Source organism: Paenibacillus sp. J31R30 (assembly GCF_059692115.1).
Genome location: NZ_JCAUAV010000007.1, coordinates 186,544 through 204,876 on the forward strand (window position 1 = coordinate 186,544; position 18,333 = coordinate 204,876).

Consider the following 18,333-nt stretch of genomic DNA (forward strand, 5'->3'; position numbering starts at 1 on the left):
CTGGTTTTTTTGCGAACTTAACTAGTTGGTATGGCGTCTAATTCGTATGGATACGCATGTAAAGCAGTGGTTGGCATTTGAGCAGTAGTTTGGATTCGATGATGCGTGATGTGGAGGATACGATGTCTAGAAAAAAGCAGAGATGGCTGATATCCCTTAGCGCAATCCTGATAGTGTACGTGTTTCTATTACCGCTTCCAACAGCGGAATTATCGGTACGAAGAAATGTTTTCTTCGCGCTACATCCCATCAAAGCTTTCCGTGCTGAGGTGACAGAGAAAGGCAGCACGTCGTTTGGGGGAGCCAAATTGTACTATGTAGGAGAAGTATCACGATCCTTTATTTGGGTGAAGAAATCGGGGTTAGGCTATCGTGTGATAGCGGATGGAACTGGACCATAGTAAGAGAAGGCTGCCTAATCATGGGTAGTCTTTTTTTTGTTCCAGTGAAATCCTTTTCTAGGAGGCCAAAGGTAGGAAAGGTCAGAATGCTAATACATTATTAATTCTTTTCTATAAAGTTACTAAACATTTTAGGTGTATTCTGAAGTCAGAAGATCAAATAGCTGTAATTCAGCATCATTCCAACATGCAGTATTCGTAGAGTAGACAGGAGTTGACTATCCTTTGATACATATATTATCTAAGCTCGCTAAGCAATGGAGGCACTATTTCAAATTATTTCACAAGGACCCAAACGTACAGGCGGTGGGTCTAAAGCTGTTTGTTTGGGCAGTTGGTGGCTCTGCAATTCTATTCGTAGGATTTAGTTTCTTCTCATACTCACATTCGCAGCAGATCGTGATCGACAAGATGACTTCAGCAACTAAGCAGACTGTCGCGCAGTCAAGAGATACGTTAAATATTATTTTTCGTAATTATGAGGATTTAACTTTCAGTATTTTGACTGATGAGGAAATGTTGAATCAACTGGGTGTGTATGGGAGTAAGACAGCCACTCAGACCGAGAAGTTTGTTGCTCGGAACAAAATTGTGGAGAGCTTCGCCATACGTTTTTTTAGTAAAAGCGACATTACCAATATTCACTTGATTCCCCTCGACACGAAGCTGAAAGAAATCACAACGGATACGCTGCATGCGGAAACCAGTGATTACAGCAAAGAGGAATGGTTTCAGAGGGCGGTCATCGCTAATGGTGAAATTGGATGGTTAGCGACGAAAAGGTACGGTTATTCGAATTTAGGACAGCCTTCATTTGCCATCAATAGGCTTATTAAATTGAGCTCAGGGATGAAATATGTGCTTCTCATCGAGATCAGTTCCGAGGTGTTAAAGCGTTCCATAAGTGACATTCAAAATGGAGAAATGGTTATTCTGAACCCAGCCAACCAACTGTTGACCAGGGCGAATTCTGAAGCAGAAGGTGAATTCTATCGCATTCCTAATTTATTTCTGGAGAATCCGATTCATACTGGGCATCCTTCCGATAGTAAAACGGTAAAGGTAAACGGGGAGATGCAGCTGGTCGTTGCGGAGAAAATAGCGGCAAGCGACTGGATTGTACAAGCCGTTATACCAGGCTCGGAATTGTTCAAGGATGCGAATACCATTGGCAATAGTATGCTTATCAGTATGGTGGGAATTGCCGTCCTTACCTACTTATTTAATTACTATCTGCAAAGACGCCGGAATGCGACGAAAATCCGATATATGGCTTATCATGATCATTTGACAGATTTAGCGAATCGCAAATTGTTCATGGAAGTTATAGAAAAGGAAATTGAATCAGCGCAGCAAAATAAGCTGGAATTCACCGTCCTATTCTTGGATTTGGATCGATTCAAAATCATTAATGATACATTTGGACACGAGGCTGGCGACAAGCTGCTCATAGAAACAGCCCGCCGACTTGAAGATATTTTGGATAAGAGTTGTACGATCGCTCGTTTTGGCGGGGACGAATTTCTAGTGCTGATGCCGAACTCAGGGAACCAAGACGTGATTCTGCAAACCATTCAACAAATCACACTTCAGATTCAAAGACCTGTTCAGTATGAAGAGAAAGAGCTTCACGTCTCTGTCAGTATTGGCGTTAGTATTTACCCGCAAGATGGCATGGACATCCAAAGCTTGACCAAACACGCGGATACCGCGATGTACAGTGCGAAAGAAAGCGGTAGGAACAATCACAAGTTTTATAACACGACAATGGAGAAAAATGCGTATGAAAAGCTGTCGCTAGAAAGAGATTTGCGTCATGCGATAGAGCGCAATGAGCTGTTTCTGTATTACCAGCCTCAAGTCGAGCTGAATTCGGGGTGTATTATTGGAGTTGAAACGTTAGCCAGATGGAATCATCCCAAGCATGGGTTCATTCCTCCTTCCGAGTTTATTCCGATTGCGGAGTACTCAAGACTCATTGTGCCTATTGGCAAATGGATTCTACACACGGCTTGCAAACAAAATAAAGCATGGCAGGATGCAGGACTCCCTAAGGTGCATGTGGCCGTCAACTTATCGATTCACCAATTCCAAGACTCGGAGATTATCCATACCGTCGCTCAGATTTTGCAGGAAACGGGACTGGAACCGCAGTATTTAGAGTTGGAAATTACAGAATCGATCGCGATGGAAGAGGTAGAGAAGGTTATTTTAACCTTACAAGGCTTGCATGCACTAGGTGTGAAAATTTCAATCGATGATTTTGGCACAGGCTATTCTTCCTTAAATTATTTGAAAAACTTCCCCATACAACGATTGAAGATTGATAAATCGTTTTTAGATGACATTGAAGTCAACGAGAAAGAGCGTGCTATTGTTGGAGCTATCATCATCATGGCGCATAGTCTGAATTTGCGAGTAACAGCCGAGGGCGTAGAGACAAGAGAGCAAGTCGCATTATTACAAGCATGCAATTGTGATGATATTCAGGGCTATATATACAGCCGTCCGATTCCAACAAGAGAATGCGCAGAATTGCTGGCAGAGAGAAGGGTGTATGACACAGCTACGAAACATTTACAGAATGGTTAACCATTTGAGCGCAGGGGGGAATCCATGATGGTGACTAGTCAACGAGAAAGGAAGAACTTATGGGTCATATTTGTTTTAGTGCTTGTAATAGGCGTTATGGGGTGTTCCAGCAAGGAAAGCAAACCGACACCATCCACGCCAACCAATGATAGCAAAGTGACGCTGCGTATGATCGAGAGCTTAACGAATCCGAATCGGACGGTTATCTTAAAAGGCTTGATTGCGCAGTTTGAGAGCCTAAATCCCAATATTCAGGTGGAGCTCATATCTCCTCCTTTTACACAGGCTGATATTACGATCAAAACGATGCTGAATGTCAAGCAAGAACTGGATGTCTTGGAAGTCAGAGATATTAATGTCGCGGATCTGGCTAGCAAAGGTTATGTTGATTCATTAAACGATTACATGACTTCATGGGATCAAATCAGCACCCTGTCAAAGGCTGCCAGATCGATTTCTGTCGTAGGCGGTAAGTCTTACTTTATCGCGAATGGCTTGTACCAACGTCAAATGTTTTACAGAAAAGATTGGTTTGAAGAGGCAGGCCTTAAGCCGCCATCAACTTGGGAAGAGATTTATGAAACTGGTAAAAAATTGACAGACCCAGCCAAGAATCGTTATGGCTTTTCTTTTCGTGGCGCAAAAGGTTCCACTTCAAACTTGGATACGTTAATACTCGCTTATAATGGTGATTACGTTAATTTGGATGACGGTCCATTTTTGAATAATGGGTCGACGATCTACTCCTCTCCTGAAGCGGTGAAAGCGATGGAATTATATCTGAAGCTGTATAAGGATGTATCGCCGCCGGACTCTATTTACTGGGGATTCCAAGAGCAAGTTGAAGCCTTTACCTCGGGAATGACAGGGATATTGCTGCAGGATCCGGATGTGATTCAAACGATACAAGACAAAATGCTGCCGGGCACATGGACGACAGCGCCATTACCAACAGGGCCAAGAGGCAGTGCTCTAGTGAGTGTTGGCGGAGCTGGCTGGGGAATCGCTTCACATTCCAAGCATAAAACGGAAGCATGGAAACTGATCGCATTTCTTTCCGATGCCAAACAAAACACCGAATTATCCAAAAAATACGGCTTGATCCCGATTCATACCTCCGCCGCATCTGATGCGTTTTTTCAAACGGGTCCCTATAAAACCTTGCTCGACATGACACTCAAGCCTGAAACTTATCTCCTCTACAAACCGCCTTTTCAATATCCTGGGAACAGCAGTTGGGACAAGGTAGCGATGGAAGTTGCACAAGTGATGTTGTTGGGGAAGGCAACCATTCCGGAGACATTAAGCAAGATGGATGCTTTCTGGAAGGAGCAGAAAAGAAACGCTGGGATTGAATTGAAATAGCTGTTGCAAGTGAACCTGGAGGACAGATACCGATGCTGCTTAAGAGCTTTAACAGAAAATGTAGTCGGTTAAGTATAACGAACCAAATCATATTTCCATTTCTTACGATCATTCTCATCATGGTGACACTCTATTATGTCCAAGTATACCGCTATACGAAGCATGTGACGGATAACGCGAATGAGACCATCGTGAATCAGCTCAAGACGGACGTGTTTAAACAGCTGGACAATTATTTGCAACCTGTTGAATACGTGAATGACATGAATGTTTCTTTGGCTGCACTCGATTTGCTCAAAACAGAGGACGAACACCTCTTAGCAAGCACATTTCTAGAAGAAGTGCAGCATAGTACATTTGTGGATTATGCTTATTATGCCAACGAAATGGGAGGCACAGCTGGAGGTGGAAGAATCCGTAATGATTTAAGCCATTCCTACACGAAAGGTATGCGATTAGGCCCGCTTCACTACGAGAAAGTCGATGAAAATGGCAATTTTATCGATCATCTCAACACAGTCTTGAACTTCGATGTCCGCCAGCGGAGCTGGTATCAAGAAGCCAAGTCGAGTAAAAGCACCTATTGGTCGACAGCCTATATGAGCGTGCTTGAGCCGGTGTTAGAAATCACAACTTCTAAGCCGCTGATTTCGAAGGAAGGCAACGTGGTAGGAGTCTTTGGCGCAGATATTCTGTTGGATAAGTTATCCAGCTATATGCATCATTTGAACATTTGCAATCACTGTACGGCCTATCTTGTAGAACAATCTGGCGAATTAATTGCGACTTCTTCCTCAGATGCGTTGTTTGTAACTGATCCCATGGAGATGTCCAAGCGTGTACGAGCGAACGAGGCTGCCAATCCCTTCATTCAAGAGAGCTTTGCGATTTATAGTCAACAAACGAAAGAGCTTGGAAGGGAACAAGTGAAGTCAGGTAAATACAGCATCTCTGGAGCAAATTATTATGTAAATTTCAGCCGATATGCGTATAAAGGTAATCTAAACTGGGACTTAGTTATTATCGTTCCGGAACAGGAACTAAAGGGCTCGGTCAATTCACTGCTATTCAAGTTTAGTATCGAAGCGATTGTGTTGCTATTCCTGGCAATTTTCGTAGGTATTGCTTTAGCAATGTGGATGACCCATCCGATCAAAAAGCTGCATAAAAAAGTGATTGCACTTCAGAATGGTGAACTAGAGGTTGATATGGATGAGTGGCGTCCGGATGTCATCGGGGATTTGGGACGTGCTTTTAATGAAATGTCAGCAAAGCTTCAAGAATATTACGCTTCTATTGTGCAAAAAAATCATCAATTAGAACAGTTGAATGGCAGTCTGGAAAACATCGTTCATACAAGAACAGAACAGCTTGAACGTTTAGCAACGATCGATGATAATACAGGTCTTTACAACTATCGTTATTTAATGCAATCGCTAGAAGAGACTATTCAACAAGCAATGGTATTGAACGAGCCATTGTCACTCATCATTATCGATATTGATCATTTCAAAAAGATTAACGATACCTACGGGCATCTTGAAGGAAATCAAGTGCTGAAAGCAGTGGCGCAATGTATGAAATCGCATGTGAGATCGACGGATATTTTGGGCCGATACGGCGGCGAGGAATTTATGATCATTCTGCCCAACTGCACATTGGAGGCTGCCTATGAACTTGCGGAGCGATGTCGGGTTCAGGTGAGCAAGCTTTCGATTGGCTCCATGGGCATCAACGTATGTATGAGTGGAGGCGTTGCGATGTATGAGGGCGGGAGTATGAATGATTTTATCAAAAAATCCGACCAGCACTTGTATGCCGCTAAGCATGCGGGGAGAAATCAGATCGTGAAGTCATGAGTGGTATATGAACAAACAGTCCTTCCTAACAGGGAAGGACTGTTTGTTCGTTAAAATCAATGTGAAACCAATTTATAAAGCTGGCGTCTATATACTTAGTAGTATAATGGAGGGGTCAATTTTATGGATATCAATAAAATCATTAGTGATTACGAACAATTGGGTAAGTGGACGGATACGTTAAATAAATTAAGTGAAACGACTTGGCATCTTCCAATTCAAGAAGGAAAGGCATCTATAGCTGAGATTATCGCACATCTTCGACATTGGGATCTTCATCTCATTCATTTGGTTATTCCTGCTATTTGCAAAGGTGAAGATATGGTGTTCCCTAATTTCGATTCCTACAATAGCCAGGCGTATCAATATGCGAATTCGGGTGTATCGAAAGAACAACTCCTACAGGAATTCAAACGTGATAGAATGGAACTGATTCAACAATTGAGAAGGTTGAGTTCCGAAGAATTGCTGCTGCAAGTGAAAGCGAATGGCGTGTCCAATTGCCCGAATACCGGCACACCTTACTCGCTGCTATACATTATTCAAGAGTTTATTGAGCATGATGAGCATCATAAGAAGCAAATGGAACGTTTTCTTGAAAAGGAGAGCCAGTCTTGAATCCAGATCGTAGAAATTTAGTTGCGGTAACTGAAAAATTGGAGCAATCCGGCATTAGCTACGCTTTGGGTGGAAGTGGTTTAATGCTGAGCTTGGGTTTAACGAACACGGTGGGTGACTGGGATGTCATGGTTGATGCCCCGAAAGATCAAGTGATGAGAGCATTACAGCATGACCATATCGAAGAAAAGGCAAGCGGTGACTATCCTTTTGGAACCAATTATAAGCTAGTCGTTCATAGCGAGGCACCGCAAGTAGAAATCATCGGGGGACTCTCGATCCATACCAATAAAGGCCTATGCAGGCTGCCCGCAATTCCGAGCACATCTTGGAACGGCATTCAAGTCGGCAGTCCTGAAGTCTGGTATGTTGCTTATGCGTTAATGAATAGGACAGAAAAGGCAGCCGTATTGCTTGCTTATTTGAAGGAAACTGGAGCTAATAAAGATATCCTTCATCTATTGATGAATGAACCGCTCACTGATGAAATAACGGGAGCAATCAAGTCTCTTATCGAATCGTAAAAGGACGAAACAATGGACAATCAAATCACAATTCAGGCGTTAAAATATGGAAATCAACGACATTATGAATGGCAAACAACTTTATTAGAAAAGACAGATTCGCATATCGTTGTTTTAGGGGAGCATGGAAGGCAGCTGCATCACTTTACGAAGCAAAGCGTTTTTACGATTGAGAATTGGACCCTAGAATTTTTCTCATTTGATTCTTGGTTTACGGTTAGCGCGAATGTCGTTGACGGTAAATTCGATCATTATTATTGTAATATCAACCAGCCAGCAGTGATGAGTGGGAACACAGTTTCTTTCGTAGATTTAGATCTAGATTATGTGCGGAGAGATGGTGTCTGGCAGGTGATTGATGAGGATGAATTCGCGACGAATGCGATCAAATTCGGGTATCCAGCTGATCTGATCCATCAAGCCGAGCGGGAGTTAGCAGCCTTAAAGGAAAAGGTTAACAACAAGGAATTCCCCTTTGATGGGTATCTCGACAAGTTTATGGATTGTATTCCTAGGTAATGAAGTCAATGATTACGGAACTTAGGGGAGGTTTCTCTTATCATGATTACGGTACAGATGGTGTTAGATCGCCTTATCGAGCCCGTCGGCCAGTTGGACAAGACGGTTGATACACTGAAAAGCGGACGGTTGGATGCGGAAGTTCAGAAAGTAGCTGTTGTATTTATGACGACTTATGCAGCAATTAAACAAGCTGTTGAAGCAGGCGTCGATTTGATCATCACGCATGAACCGACGTATTACAACCATTTGGATGAAGTGGAGTGGCTTAGCGGGAATCCCGTCTATGAAAAGAAGCGTGCGCTCATCGAGGAATCCGGCATTGCCATTTTCCGAATGCATGATTATGTACATAAATATAAGCCAGATGGCATTCTTACGGGGATGCTGAAACAGCTCGATTGGGAAGCTTACGCAAATCCAGAGGAGATGAACCTGCTGACGCCGCCACCCGACGAGCTGCATACCGTGCGCACCGTTGTCGCTCATTTGAAAAGTAAACTGGGCATAGACAGTATGCTTGTTGCCGGGGACCCGGATCTGGCTGTGAAGCGGTTCGGTCTGCTGCCTGGGGCATCCGGTGGTCACTCTCATATCCAATTTCTCGGGAGCCGAGAGATCGACTTGTTGATTGTTGGTGAGACGAATGAATGGGAGACCAATGAATATGTGAGAGACGCCGCAGATATGGGGCTTGCGAAAGCGCTGATCGTAATTGGTCACCAGAAAAGTGAAGAAGCAGGCATGTTGACCGTGGTGGAGCTGGTGCGTCATGCATTTCCTGAGGTGGACGTGGCGTTCATTGCGTGTCCGCTTGCGGTACAGCGGCTTTAGGTGTTTTTCCACTGGGCTGTAGTGAGTGCTATATGGAATAGTAAGTAAAGAAGCTTGCCTCGCGGCGGCTTCTTTTTCTTTGTAAGAGTACTAATTGCAATGCGATTTGTGCTATTTAATATCCAATTCAATCTAATTTTTAGATTTAATATATTTTATAATCAATTGAATATATAATTTGAATTTGAAATGTTTTACAATTAGCTTGTAAATATAAAGCGCTTTCAAAAAAAGTGAAAGGAGTAGAAGTGAATAAGTTTTGTCGTCATTGACAGGAAACGGTTGAAGTAATGAGCCTCATCCCTAAAAAACAAGCAGAGGAGTTATCTTAATGACAAAAAGGTTTAAAATCTCAAGTGTCGCTGTATTTGCTATCGTTATTTTCTTCATGTTGATGTCAACTGCCAGTGCTTTCGGTCCCTCTACGATGTATACATCGCCTAATACGGATCCTGGTCCAGGAACACTTTATCCTAGAGCGCTTACCCTTAAAAATAGCGGTACATACAATGGCCGGATGCTGGCGACATTTGAACATTACGTCAATGGTATCCCTTCATTCCCTATCTACCAAAGCTTAGATGGTGGAGTGACTTGGTCACACCTATCCGAGGTTACGGACCAAGTAAACGGATGGGGATTACGCTATCAGCCGTTCTTGTACGAACTGCCGCAAGCTATTGGCAACATGCCGGCAGGAACCCTTCTCATCGCGGGTAACTCTATTCCCTCCAACTTGTCCGTAACGAAGCTGGATCTTTATAAAAGTACGGATCACGGCGTTACATGGACTTTCGTTAGTACCCAAGCAACTGGCGGCAAGGCAGATCCATCCGGTGCTTTCGATCCAGTATGGGAGCCATTCCTTCTTGTAGCTAACAACAAGCTTATTTACTATTATTCAGATGAAAGAGATCCTCTTCACAATCAGAAGCTAGTGCACATCACATCAACAGATGGCGTTAACTGGAGTGCTCCTGTTGAAGATATTTCCCTTGCAGATTCGACCAAACGACCAGGCATGACAACTGTTGCTAAATTGGGCAATGGCAGCTACATCATGACGTACGAATACGGCGGTGCAAATCCTAATTTTTCAGTTTATTATAAGATTTCTACGAATCCAGAAAACTTTGGGCCAGCAACTGATCCTGGAACACAACTCGTCACTCAAGACGGTGTCAAACCAACAAGTGGTCCATACGTGACATGGATCCCGGGAACAGGGCCTAATGGTACGATTGCTGTACGCGCTTATTCAAGCTCAGAATTATTTTTGAATTCCCAGAATGGCGCAGCGAACAAATGGACGAGAGTAAGTACGCCTGTGGCAAGTGGTTACAGCCCTGCATTAGTTCCTCTTGCGGATAATCATAGCGTGCTAATTCTGAATGGAGGCCCACTCGGAACCTCGAACCATAATTCAGTTACGTATGGCAGTGTAGATTTGGGAGACGCAGCGCTGTTGCGCCAATGGGAATCGTTTAGCGTGCCTGGTGCATATATGAGGCATTATAATTTTGCAGGAAGAATTGATCCAGGACCGATTAGCCCGATCGATGACTCCAAATTCAGAATGGTACCCGGTCTTGCGGATCCCAATTCTGTTTCTTTCGAATCCCTCAACTTCCCAGGGTACTACTTAAGACATTACAACTACGTTCTCCAAGTGGGCAGAAACGACGGTACTGCTACGTTTAAGGGAGATGCCACCTTCACGAAAGTGGCTGGATTAGGCGACGCAACGAAAGTATCCTTCAAATCGTACAATTTCCCGACACGTTATATTCGTCAATTAAGCAATATTCTTAGAGTCGATCCAATAAGTACAACGCAAGAAAAAAATGATGCTACCTGGATTCAGCATTAATTAGTAAAAGAAGAGCTCGCGCTACACCTTCGAAGGGAGGAGTAGCGCGAGTTTTATTTTGGGGGAGAAGGCAAGTGTAACGAAATACAACTTTTTTCTAGCTGAATCGTCTCTATGATAGAGGCTTAGCATTGATTAGACATGGGGGGATTCTGCAACGCTCATCCTTTTGGTACCTATTTAGTCCAATGTACAAAAAACAAAGGAGCTAGCGCAAAAATATGCTTAGCTCCTTTTCCATCCCAACCAGAGTTTGAACCTGACCTGCAGCAGGTCATTATACTACTTCTTTTGCTTCCTACGCTTGCTAATCAGCTTATTCGAAGCCTTCCCGTTTCCACCGACCGCATCCTGCTGCTTCGTTCCAGGGCTATCAATGGCAGAGTTCGTCCCACTCGTGCTGTACTTGCCAGCACCGCTGGCGACTTGGGTAGCTGAAGCATTTTTTGCACGCTTAGGGAGCTTAACGATTTGATCATTAATGACAACGATGATTTCTTTGCCCTTACGACGAATTTCGGTTAGGTTTTTGCTATCCTCAAATCTACCCTTGACGCTCTTCACTAATTTGTTCTTCGCTGTTCCTCCTGCACCAACGCTTTGCTGTTGCTGACTATGCGGTGATCGAATAGCAGCGTTACTGCCAGCTGCACTGCTTCGGCCTGCTCCACTTGCGAGTTGCGTCGTGTTAGGAGCATTGGTAAATTGATGGTTGATGACGAAAACCAGCCTGTTAACGCCATGAATCGGCGATTGCGCGATAATACGTTTCTTCCCTTTTTCAATAATAATCGTGAAGCGGTCTGATTTCATAGCACACAGATCCTCCCTATTGGGTTCTCTCTTAAGTATATGTCCGTAGGACAAATTGGTAAGGGATACTGGCTGATTGGGTGAAATGATCTGTGTCAGGTTTTTGCCTATGTATAACGCCATGTACCAAGGTCTTTACGTCTATATGCACTCAGTATGAGCCCAATGCCGACAAATTGGAAAATAACGAGCGAGCCGCTATAGCTAATAAAAGGAAGTTGAAAGGAACTGAATGGTGCTAGGCCCATCGACATGAGCATGCTCCAAATGTACTGTGTTAGAAACAGAGTCAATAACCCAGATACTAAAGCTTTCCCGTAGGGATCTCTCACCTTCCGAGAGACGCCAACTGTTTGCTGGACGAACAGCGTTACCATAATCACCATAGCAATACCAGCTGCCCAGCCAAAACAATAGATGAGAAAAGGGAACATCATTTCGGCTTGAAGCTCAGGCAACGTGTTAAGAGGAGCACCGAATCCATGACCCCACCAACCAGCGGAATGCATCGCTATTTTGGACTGTGTGAGTTGGAAATTCATTCCTCGCTGATCTTCATTTGGATGTGTAAAAGCGAAAAGACGGTTAATTTTATAAGATTGACTAAGTAAGAACCAACTAAAGGCAGCTGCAAATAGACTACAATGAGCAACGAGGATGATTCGTTTTTTTCTCAAAACCAGTACCAAGGTCAAACAGCCAATAAAGAAAAGAACGAAATTCGCTATAGAATGTGTATATACAATGAGCAAACCTGGCAGCCAAACGATTCCCACGTTGATCCAACTTTTACGAGAGAATGCACGAAGGTGAGATTCGTTGGCAACGATTCGATGAGGCGTGCTCCAAATGCCAGCTATTGCAATGAGAAGCAAGTAGGGGGAAAGTGCAGGGATATTCAGTTGGACGGGTCCTAAATTCACATAGCTACTAACGCCATTCGTCACAAGTCCAAATAGGAGGACATAACTAAGTAACGCTATTGCAGCCATATAGAGGACCCAAGAGTATTTAGCTAACTTGCTATAATTACTAAAGCCAATGATCAGCATCATGCAAGAGCCTGCCCCTAGGTAAACAATTTGTTTTAAACCAATGGAACTGAGACCTAGACGATGGGATAGCGCGGTTTGAGCAGAAAATATGGCAACCAGCCCGATCACCATAAATGCTACGATAATTGCCAGCAGCCCCCAATTAAATCGAGGCCGATGGGCAAGATGAAACTGTCGCCCAATGACATCAGGAGTCCCCATCTGAGCAATGGATTTCTGAACAGCAGTATCTAAATCAATCCCAGTGAGCAGCTTCTCCTCAATCAACTCCTGTAAATGACTTTCAAGCTCCAGACGAACTTCGGTATGGACCTCTTTTGCTTTAATTTCGCGACAAACCCGTTTTAGGAACGTAGTGATTTCCTCATGGTAACGAAAGTTATTCATACGCCGCCCTCCCCAAGGACACGATCCACCGTATTGCGAAAAAGTGACCATTCTTGTTTCTTCACGAAGAGTTCGCCCTTGCCTGCCTTAGTTATACGATAATTTTTACGCTTCCGTCCGTCTTTTTCATCCCAATAAGCTTCAACAAAGCCCTCAGACTCAAGCGTATGCAAAATGGGATAGAGCGTACCTTCCTTTAAGGTGAAAACGCCATCGGAATGCTTCTCCATTTCTTTGGTCATCTCGTAGCCATACATGTCTTTGCGATCCAAGAGGGTAAGGATCAAGATAACTGTGCTTCCTTTCATTAATTCCTTATTGATTTTCATGGATAGCTCCTTATCACATGTATTGAGTATCTATGCATCGGTTATCTATGTATAAGTATAAATGAGAAAATACGGTTTGGCAAATTTGCCCAACACTATCGAATTGGATTAGCATGAGCTGGGCACCCAGCGGTCAACATCAGATCATTAATGAGTTGCTGCAATGGCAAGCTTGATGACCCATCACTGGATCTACTATTGTGACGAAAGTGTCATATATACGACATTCCCTCACTATAAATGGGTTAGAAGAACATCAAGGTGAGGAGAGTGCCTGCATTGTCAAATGAGTTCGTGATGCGTTCATTGGATGAGGTCCGGTTCTGGTCACGTATTATGAAGGAACATTCCTTATTTCTCAAATTAGGCTTTCGATGTGAGGACACGCAGCTAATTCAAGAAGCGAATCATTATTATCATATTTTTGAGCATATTGAGGGACGTTCCCACTCGTATACAGAGCTCACTGACCCTGAACAAATTAGGCGATTCAATACGGAAGTGGCTGCGGCTGTGGCACATATTTGGGCTTTCAAAAGGAAAGTTCTCGGACTCATCATTCAATGCAAGCTCCCTGGCGCCAACAATTTTCCGTTACTAGTCGACCATACAAGTCGAGAGGCTAATTATTTCCGTAACCGATTACACGAATTAAATGCAGGACGATTAGAGCCACTACCCGACGCCATTATTGATGAAAATATATTCTTCTTGCGCATCATGGCGGATCACGCCAAGTTTATCGGTCACCTGCTGGACCCTTCCGAACGCCAGTTAGTGGAGCAAGCGCGGAATTTTAGTCATGATTTTGACCAACTTCTCTTCCAAGCTATCGATTTAAGTGGAATGAGGCCACAGTCCCAAACCGATCCGCTCTTGGACCAGTTCCTCGACCAGAATCGTGTCTCTGTTGTTGCGCTCCGTGATTTCAAAAAAACAGCCCGTGATTTAATTGAAGCTTGTAAAATTAAAAGCATTATCCATCCTTTGCTGGCGGATCACGTGTTCCGCGAAGCAGAACGTTTCCTAGCTATTATCGACATGTTCGAACAGTGCTTAACTGGCAACCCCATCATAGGGATGCGGGAGGAGCATCTGGGTCATTGAATGATTGTGAAATATAGGAGGTCACTTGCTGAAGCAAGTGGCTTTTCGCATTTCAGTGGTGTTTTCTATTGTAGATACGGCGGAATTAGCATGTTGTTTGGGTAGGCATTCTTCGGATGGGGACGAGGATGTGCTAGATTCGTGAAAATAGCTGTACAGGCAGTTATCTCCAGTTTCTACTTCTAGGTCAATATACAGTGCTATTAGTGGAATTATTATAGAACTAGTATAAACAACTAGTCCCCCCTATGTTTATTAAACATATTATGCTAATGAAGCTATAAGACATCTATCAGGGAGGGAGGAATAACTAGAAAACTGTAACTTACAAGCGGTTTTTGGTTCACTAGAGAGATTGTTAAAAGTGGATAAATAAGATCTTCTATAAGAACTTATTTTACTTAATCGAAAAGAGGTTGAATTATGATGCTGCAAGATTTCATGATTCCTATCACCATTTTGTCGTTTATATGCACCATTGCTTATATTATCTTTCGTCCCAATGTAAATGAATCTATTCCAGCAACCGTCGGCGCCATTTTTGTCCTCCTAAGCGGTAGTGTTACTATAAATGACTTGGGTAAAATAACTGAAACCATAGGTGGAGCAGCCGTAACCATTATGGCAACGATTGTTATGGCGATTGTTTTGGAAAGCTTTGGATTTTTTAATTGGGCTGCAGAGAAGCTCCTAGAACGAGCGAAAGGATCAGGAATACGTCTATTCTGGTACACCAATTTATTTTGTTTTCTGATGACCCTTTTTGTGAACAACGACGGTAGTATATTGATTACAACACCGATATTACTTATGCTGCTACATCAATTAGGCCTTAAAAACCATCAAAAAATTCCTTATTTACTCTCCGGCGCTTTAGTTGCAACAGCTTCTAGCGCACCAATTGGCGTAAGTAATATTGTCAATTTAATTGCGCTAAAAATTGTTCATATGGACCTCTATATGCAAACAGCGATGATGTTTGTCCCTGCTTCACTTGGTCTTGTACTCCTTACACTCCTGCTATTTTTCAGTTTTTATCGCGTATTACCTCGCAAACTACCACCAATTAAAGTAGGAGCTTTACACCAAACACATCCACTGCAAGATATTTCGTCACCGATTCCGATAGAGAATCGAACAAAATTCATGCGGAATATCTTAATTTTCGTATTCAGCGTTCGAATAAGCCTATTCGTTGCCTCTTTCATTCATTTTCCAGTTCCATTAATGGCTGTTATCGGTTCTACATTCCTGCTGGGCTGGCGTTGGTATTATTTGAAAATTGCGCCTACAGATATGATTAAAAAAATGCCTTGGTATATACTGGTTTTTGCCTTCAGTATGTATGTGATTATATATGGTTTGCATAATATCGGACTAACCCAAATGCTCATCGAGCTGATGCAACCACTCGTTTCGGGCAGTTTACTTCATGCAAGTCTTATAATGGGAATTCTACTTACCATTTTATCGAATTTATTTAACAATCATCCCGCATTAATGGTAGGAACGTTAACTTTGACAAACATGGGTCTTGACCCCCTTACCTTAAAAATTTCTTATCTAGCTGGTGTAATCGGCAGTGATATGGGTTCCCTTATTTTACCGATTGGGACGCTTGCAACGATCATGTGGATGCACATTATCAAGAAAGGGAAAGTAAAGTTGAGCTGGGCTGAGTACTTAAAGGTGACGATTACAGTCATTCCAATTACGCTTATTTTCACGCTAGTCATTCTAGCATTCTGGGTATCCTGGATTTTTTAATTCGGCAGATATGATGATAACTGGAGGTTATTCGTATGCGTGTGCTTCAACAATTTGTTGGTCAACAAGTAATTGTGGAGATTTCTGGAAATAATATCTGTACGGGTAAAATAATTGATTTAGGGCTAGATATTATGGTTGTGGTCAATAAACAACAGTACTATTATATCCCCTTAGTAAACGTGCAGAATGTTAGATTGAATTCAGAATCCAGAACGGAAACAGAACTTATATCTGATGAAATGCCAATCGATTATCAAGAGGATAGCCTCTCATTTCGAAAGATATTAAATAATGCAAAGGGCCGATTTGTCGAGATTTATGTTACTGGCAATAAAACGATACATGGCTATTTAACTAGTATTATGAATGATTATTTCGTCTTCTACTCTCCTGTCTATAAAGCCATGTATGTGTCTATGAACCACTTGAAATGGTTAATTCCTTATCATGCTCACCTCACACCGTACTCGCTAAATAACCAATCACTACCTTTGAATCCTATCAATGTACCTTTATCACGGACCTTTGAAGGGCAATGTGAAAAACTGAAAGGAAATCTAGTTGTTTTTGATCTTGGAGATAACACGAAAAAAATAGGCTTACTTCACAAAGTGGATAATGGTTCTATAGAGTTGATTATTGCCAATGGAGATAAAGTTATTTGGAATCTACAGCATTTAAAAACGGTGTACACACCATGATTGAAGTAGCGTTTTACTGCGAAAATAAAAAAGCGACCTTCTGGGGGGAAGGTCGATCGAAAAGGCCAAATTATGCATTCGCACAACTTATCTTATGAAGGTAAGGGCTGAATCGTTTGGGTTACTAACTAGACGAATAAATTTTTTAAATAAGCTTAAATACGATATTCTCATCTTTCGGATGAGAGTATTTTTTGTGTTTTTGTGTTGTAAACTGAGCTATGGACAGTTTAGAGACGTTGGATTTAACGTAAATATGGGTGGGGAAATAAGCAAAAAAAAATTGGTAGAGCATTTGCTAAAGCCAGGTGGTATAATAGGTTAAACGTTTTACAAAACCTTGGTGAGGAGTGTCTCAGATGACCATTCAGAAAGATTGGGCACAAGAAGCATGGGCTCAAACAGTAGCAAAAGTAGGTAAAACAAGTAAGCGTATTGGTGACGGCTTCCCGCACGCAAGTGTGGAAGGGGAATATAAGCTGGAGCCTGCTTACTGGTGGACGGCCGGTTTCTGGCCGGGACTATTGTGGCTTTTATACCGAGATACAAAGGATGAGGGTCTGAAGCAGTTGGCTGAGTCATGCGAGCAGCAACTCGACAAAGTTGTAACGGACTACTACCGTCTGGATCATGATATTGGCTTTATGTGGACACTGACAAGCGTTGCGCGTTATAAGCTGACTGGTGCAGATGACTCCAAACGTCGGGCCTTGCTTGCAGCGAATCTGCTGGCCGCTCGTTTCAATGTGAAGGGAAGCTACATACGCGCTTGGAACCCATGGCGCGAAGGCCATGACAATGCGGGCTGGGCTATCATCGACTGCATGATGAATCTGCCCATATTGCATTGGGCAACGCTAACCACTGGCGATCCGCGCTTCAAAGAGATCGCCATAAGACATGCCGACATGGCGGTTAATCACTTCATCCGTCCCGATGGATCGGTGAATCATATCGTGATTTTTGACCCGCACACCGGCGAGAAGCTTTCCGTGAACGGTGGGCAAGGCTTTGCGCCTGAATCGGCCTGGTCGCGTGGAACCGCCTGGGCGATTTATGGCATGAGCCTGAGCTATAAGTACACGGGCGATGAGAAATATCTACAGGCAGCGAAACGTGCCGCGCATTTCTTCTTGGCGAACCTGCCGGAAGATCATGTGCCGCATTGGGATTTCCGTTTGCCGGATGGCATCCCGGCATATCGCGATTCCTCGGCAGGCGCGTGTGCGGCTTGCGGCTTGCTCCTAATCGCGGAGCAAGTGAGCAGCCAAGAGGCATCCCTTTACCGTGAAGCGGGAGAGCGCATCTTGCACTCGCTGTACACGAACTACGGTGCATGGGATTCCGAAACCGAAGAAGGGTTAGTTACCCATGGTACAAGCCACTATCCGGAGGGCAAAAATATCGACGTGCCGCTCATCTACGGCGACTACTATTTTGTAGAGGGTCTTTCAAGGTTGCTCGGACATGGCGAGTTGTTCTGGTAGGTTATTGTAAAATTTAAAAAGAGTTGTTCTGGAGTAGCTTTGAGCTACTTGAGGGCAGCTCTTTTTTGCGTTCACCTTTCGTTCAAGCACCTCTCGCAAACA

General features: G+C 43.2%; 16 protein-coding genes. 13 read left to right on the forward strand and 3 right to left on the reverse strand.

The features are described from left to right. The first annotated feature begins 122 nt into the window (after nt 1-122). From AC58QO_RS22645 to AC58QO_RS22685, 9 genes are all read left to right on the forward strand, one after another. Nucleotides 123-401, forward strand: coding sequence for a YjcN family protein (locus tag AC58QO_RS22645; RefSeq protein WP_497269474.1), 279 nt, complete (start codon nt 123-125; stop codon nt 399-401). A gap of 225 nt (nt 402-626) precedes the next feature. Next, the gene (locus tag AC58QO_RS22650) at nt 627-2,993 is read left to right on the forward strand and encodes a bifunctional diguanylate cyclase/phosphodiesterase (RefSeq protein WP_497269476.1); all 2,367 of its coding nucleotides are present in this window, start codon (nt 627-629) and stop codon (nt 2,991-2,993) included. Nucleotides 2,994-3,017: 24 nt separating this feature from the next. After that, nucleotides 3,018-4,358 carry an ABC transporter substrate-binding protein gene (locus tag AC58QO_RS22655; protein ID WP_497269478.1) on the forward strand — a complete coding sequence of 447 codons (1,341 nt, stop codon included), beginning with the start codon at nt 3,018-3,020 and terminating at the stop codon, nt 4,356-4,358. 32 nt (nt 4,359-4,390) lie between these two features. Continuing rightward, nucleotides 4,391-6,217, forward strand: coding sequence for a sensor domain-containing diguanylate cyclase (locus AC58QO_RS22660; protein WP_497269480.1), 1,827 nt, complete (start codon nt 4,391-4,393; stop codon nt 6,215-6,217). A 123-nt stretch (nt 6,218-6,340) separates the two neighbouring features. Further along, the gene (locus AC58QO_RS22665) at nt 6,341-6,835 is read left to right on the forward strand and encodes a DinB family protein (protein ID WP_497269482.1); all 495 of its coding nucleotides are present in this window, start codon (nt 6,341-6,343) and stop codon (nt 6,833-6,835) included. After that, complete coding sequence (locus AC58QO_RS22670; protein WP_497269484.1) at nt 6,832-7,359, forward strand: hypothetical protein; 528 nt, start codon at nt 6,832-6,834, stop codon at nt 7,357-7,359. The genes AC58QO_RS22665 and AC58QO_RS22670 overlap by 4 nt, the downstream gene beginning before the upstream one ends. A 12-nt stretch (nt 7,360-7,371) precedes the next feature. Then, nucleotides 7,372-7,878, forward strand: a complete 507-nt coding sequence (locus AC58QO_RS22675) for a DUF402 domain-containing protein (protein WP_497269486.1) — start codon at nt 7,372-7,374, stop codon at nt 7,876-7,878. A gap of 42 nt (nt 7,879-7,920) precedes the next feature. Continuing rightward, nucleotides 7,921-8,712 carry a Nif3-like dinuclear metal center hexameric protein gene (locus AC58QO_RS22680; protein ID WP_497269488.1) on the forward strand — a complete coding sequence of 264 codons (792 nt, stop codon included), beginning with the start codon at nt 7,921-7,923 and terminating at the stop codon, nt 8,710-8,712. A 331-nt stretch (nt 8,713-9,043) separates the two neighbouring features. Beyond that, nucleotides 9,044-10,582 (forward strand): AbfB domain-containing protein, encoded by a 1,539-nt coding sequence (locus tag AC58QO_RS22685; protein WP_497269490.1) that lies wholly within the window; start codon nt 9,044-9,046, stop codon nt 10,580-10,582. Between the two features lie 282 nt (nt 10,583-10,864). Here AC58QO_RS22685 and AC58QO_RS22690 read toward each other — a convergent pair whose 3' ends face one another. The 3 genes from AC58QO_RS22690 to AC58QO_RS22700 form a co-directional block, all read right to left on the reverse strand. Beyond that, complete coding sequence (locus AC58QO_RS22690; RefSeq protein WP_497269492.1) at nt 10,865-11,395, reverse strand: hypothetical protein; 531 nt, start codon at nt 11,393-11,395, stop codon at nt 10,865-10,867. Nucleotides 11,396-11,502: 107 nt separating this feature from the next. Continuing rightward, entirely contained in the window at nt 11,503-12,837 is a 1,335-nt protein-coding gene (locus AC58QO_RS22695; RefSeq protein ID WP_497269493.1) for an FtsW/RodA/SpoVE family cell cycle protein, read from the reverse strand. After that, nucleotides 12,834-13,166, reverse strand: coding sequence for a PadR family transcriptional regulator (locus tag AC58QO_RS22700; RefSeq protein ID WP_497269495.1), 333 nt, complete (start codon nt 13,164-13,166; stop codon nt 12,834-12,836). Before AC58QO_RS22700 ends, AC58QO_RS22695 begins: the two co-directional genes overlap by 4 nt. A gap of 279 nt (nt 13,167-13,445) precedes the next feature. Between AC58QO_RS22700 and AC58QO_RS22705 the strand changes: the two genes are divergently transcribed. The 4 genes from AC58QO_RS22705 (at nt 13,446) to AC58QO_RS22720 (ending at nt 18,231) form a co-directional block, all read left to right on the forward strand. Beyond that, complete coding sequence (locus AC58QO_RS22705) at nt 13,446-14,273, forward strand: DUF2935 domain-containing protein (RefSeq protein WP_497269497.1); 828 nt, start codon at nt 13,446-13,448, stop codon at nt 14,271-14,273. A gap of 423 nt (nt 14,274-14,696) precedes the next feature. After that, a complete protein-coding gene (locus tag AC58QO_RS22710; protein WP_497269499.1) occupies nt 14,697-16,040 on the forward strand; it encodes an ArsB/NhaD family transporter in 1,344 nt (447 codons plus the stop codon). A gap of 35 nt (nt 16,041-16,075) precedes the next feature. Next, entirely contained in the window at nt 16,076-16,744 is a 669-nt protein-coding gene (locus tag AC58QO_RS22715; RefSeq protein ID WP_497269501.1) for a YwrJ family protein, read from the forward strand. Between the two features lie 359 nt (nt 16,745-17,103). Beyond that, on the forward strand, nt 17,104-18,231 hold the full coding sequence (locus tag AC58QO_RS22720; RefSeq protein ID WP_497269502.1) for a glycoside hydrolase family 88 protein: 1,128 nt from the start codon (nt 17,104-17,106) through the stop codon (nt 18,229-18,231). Nucleotides 18,232-18,333: the final 102 nt, after the last annotated feature.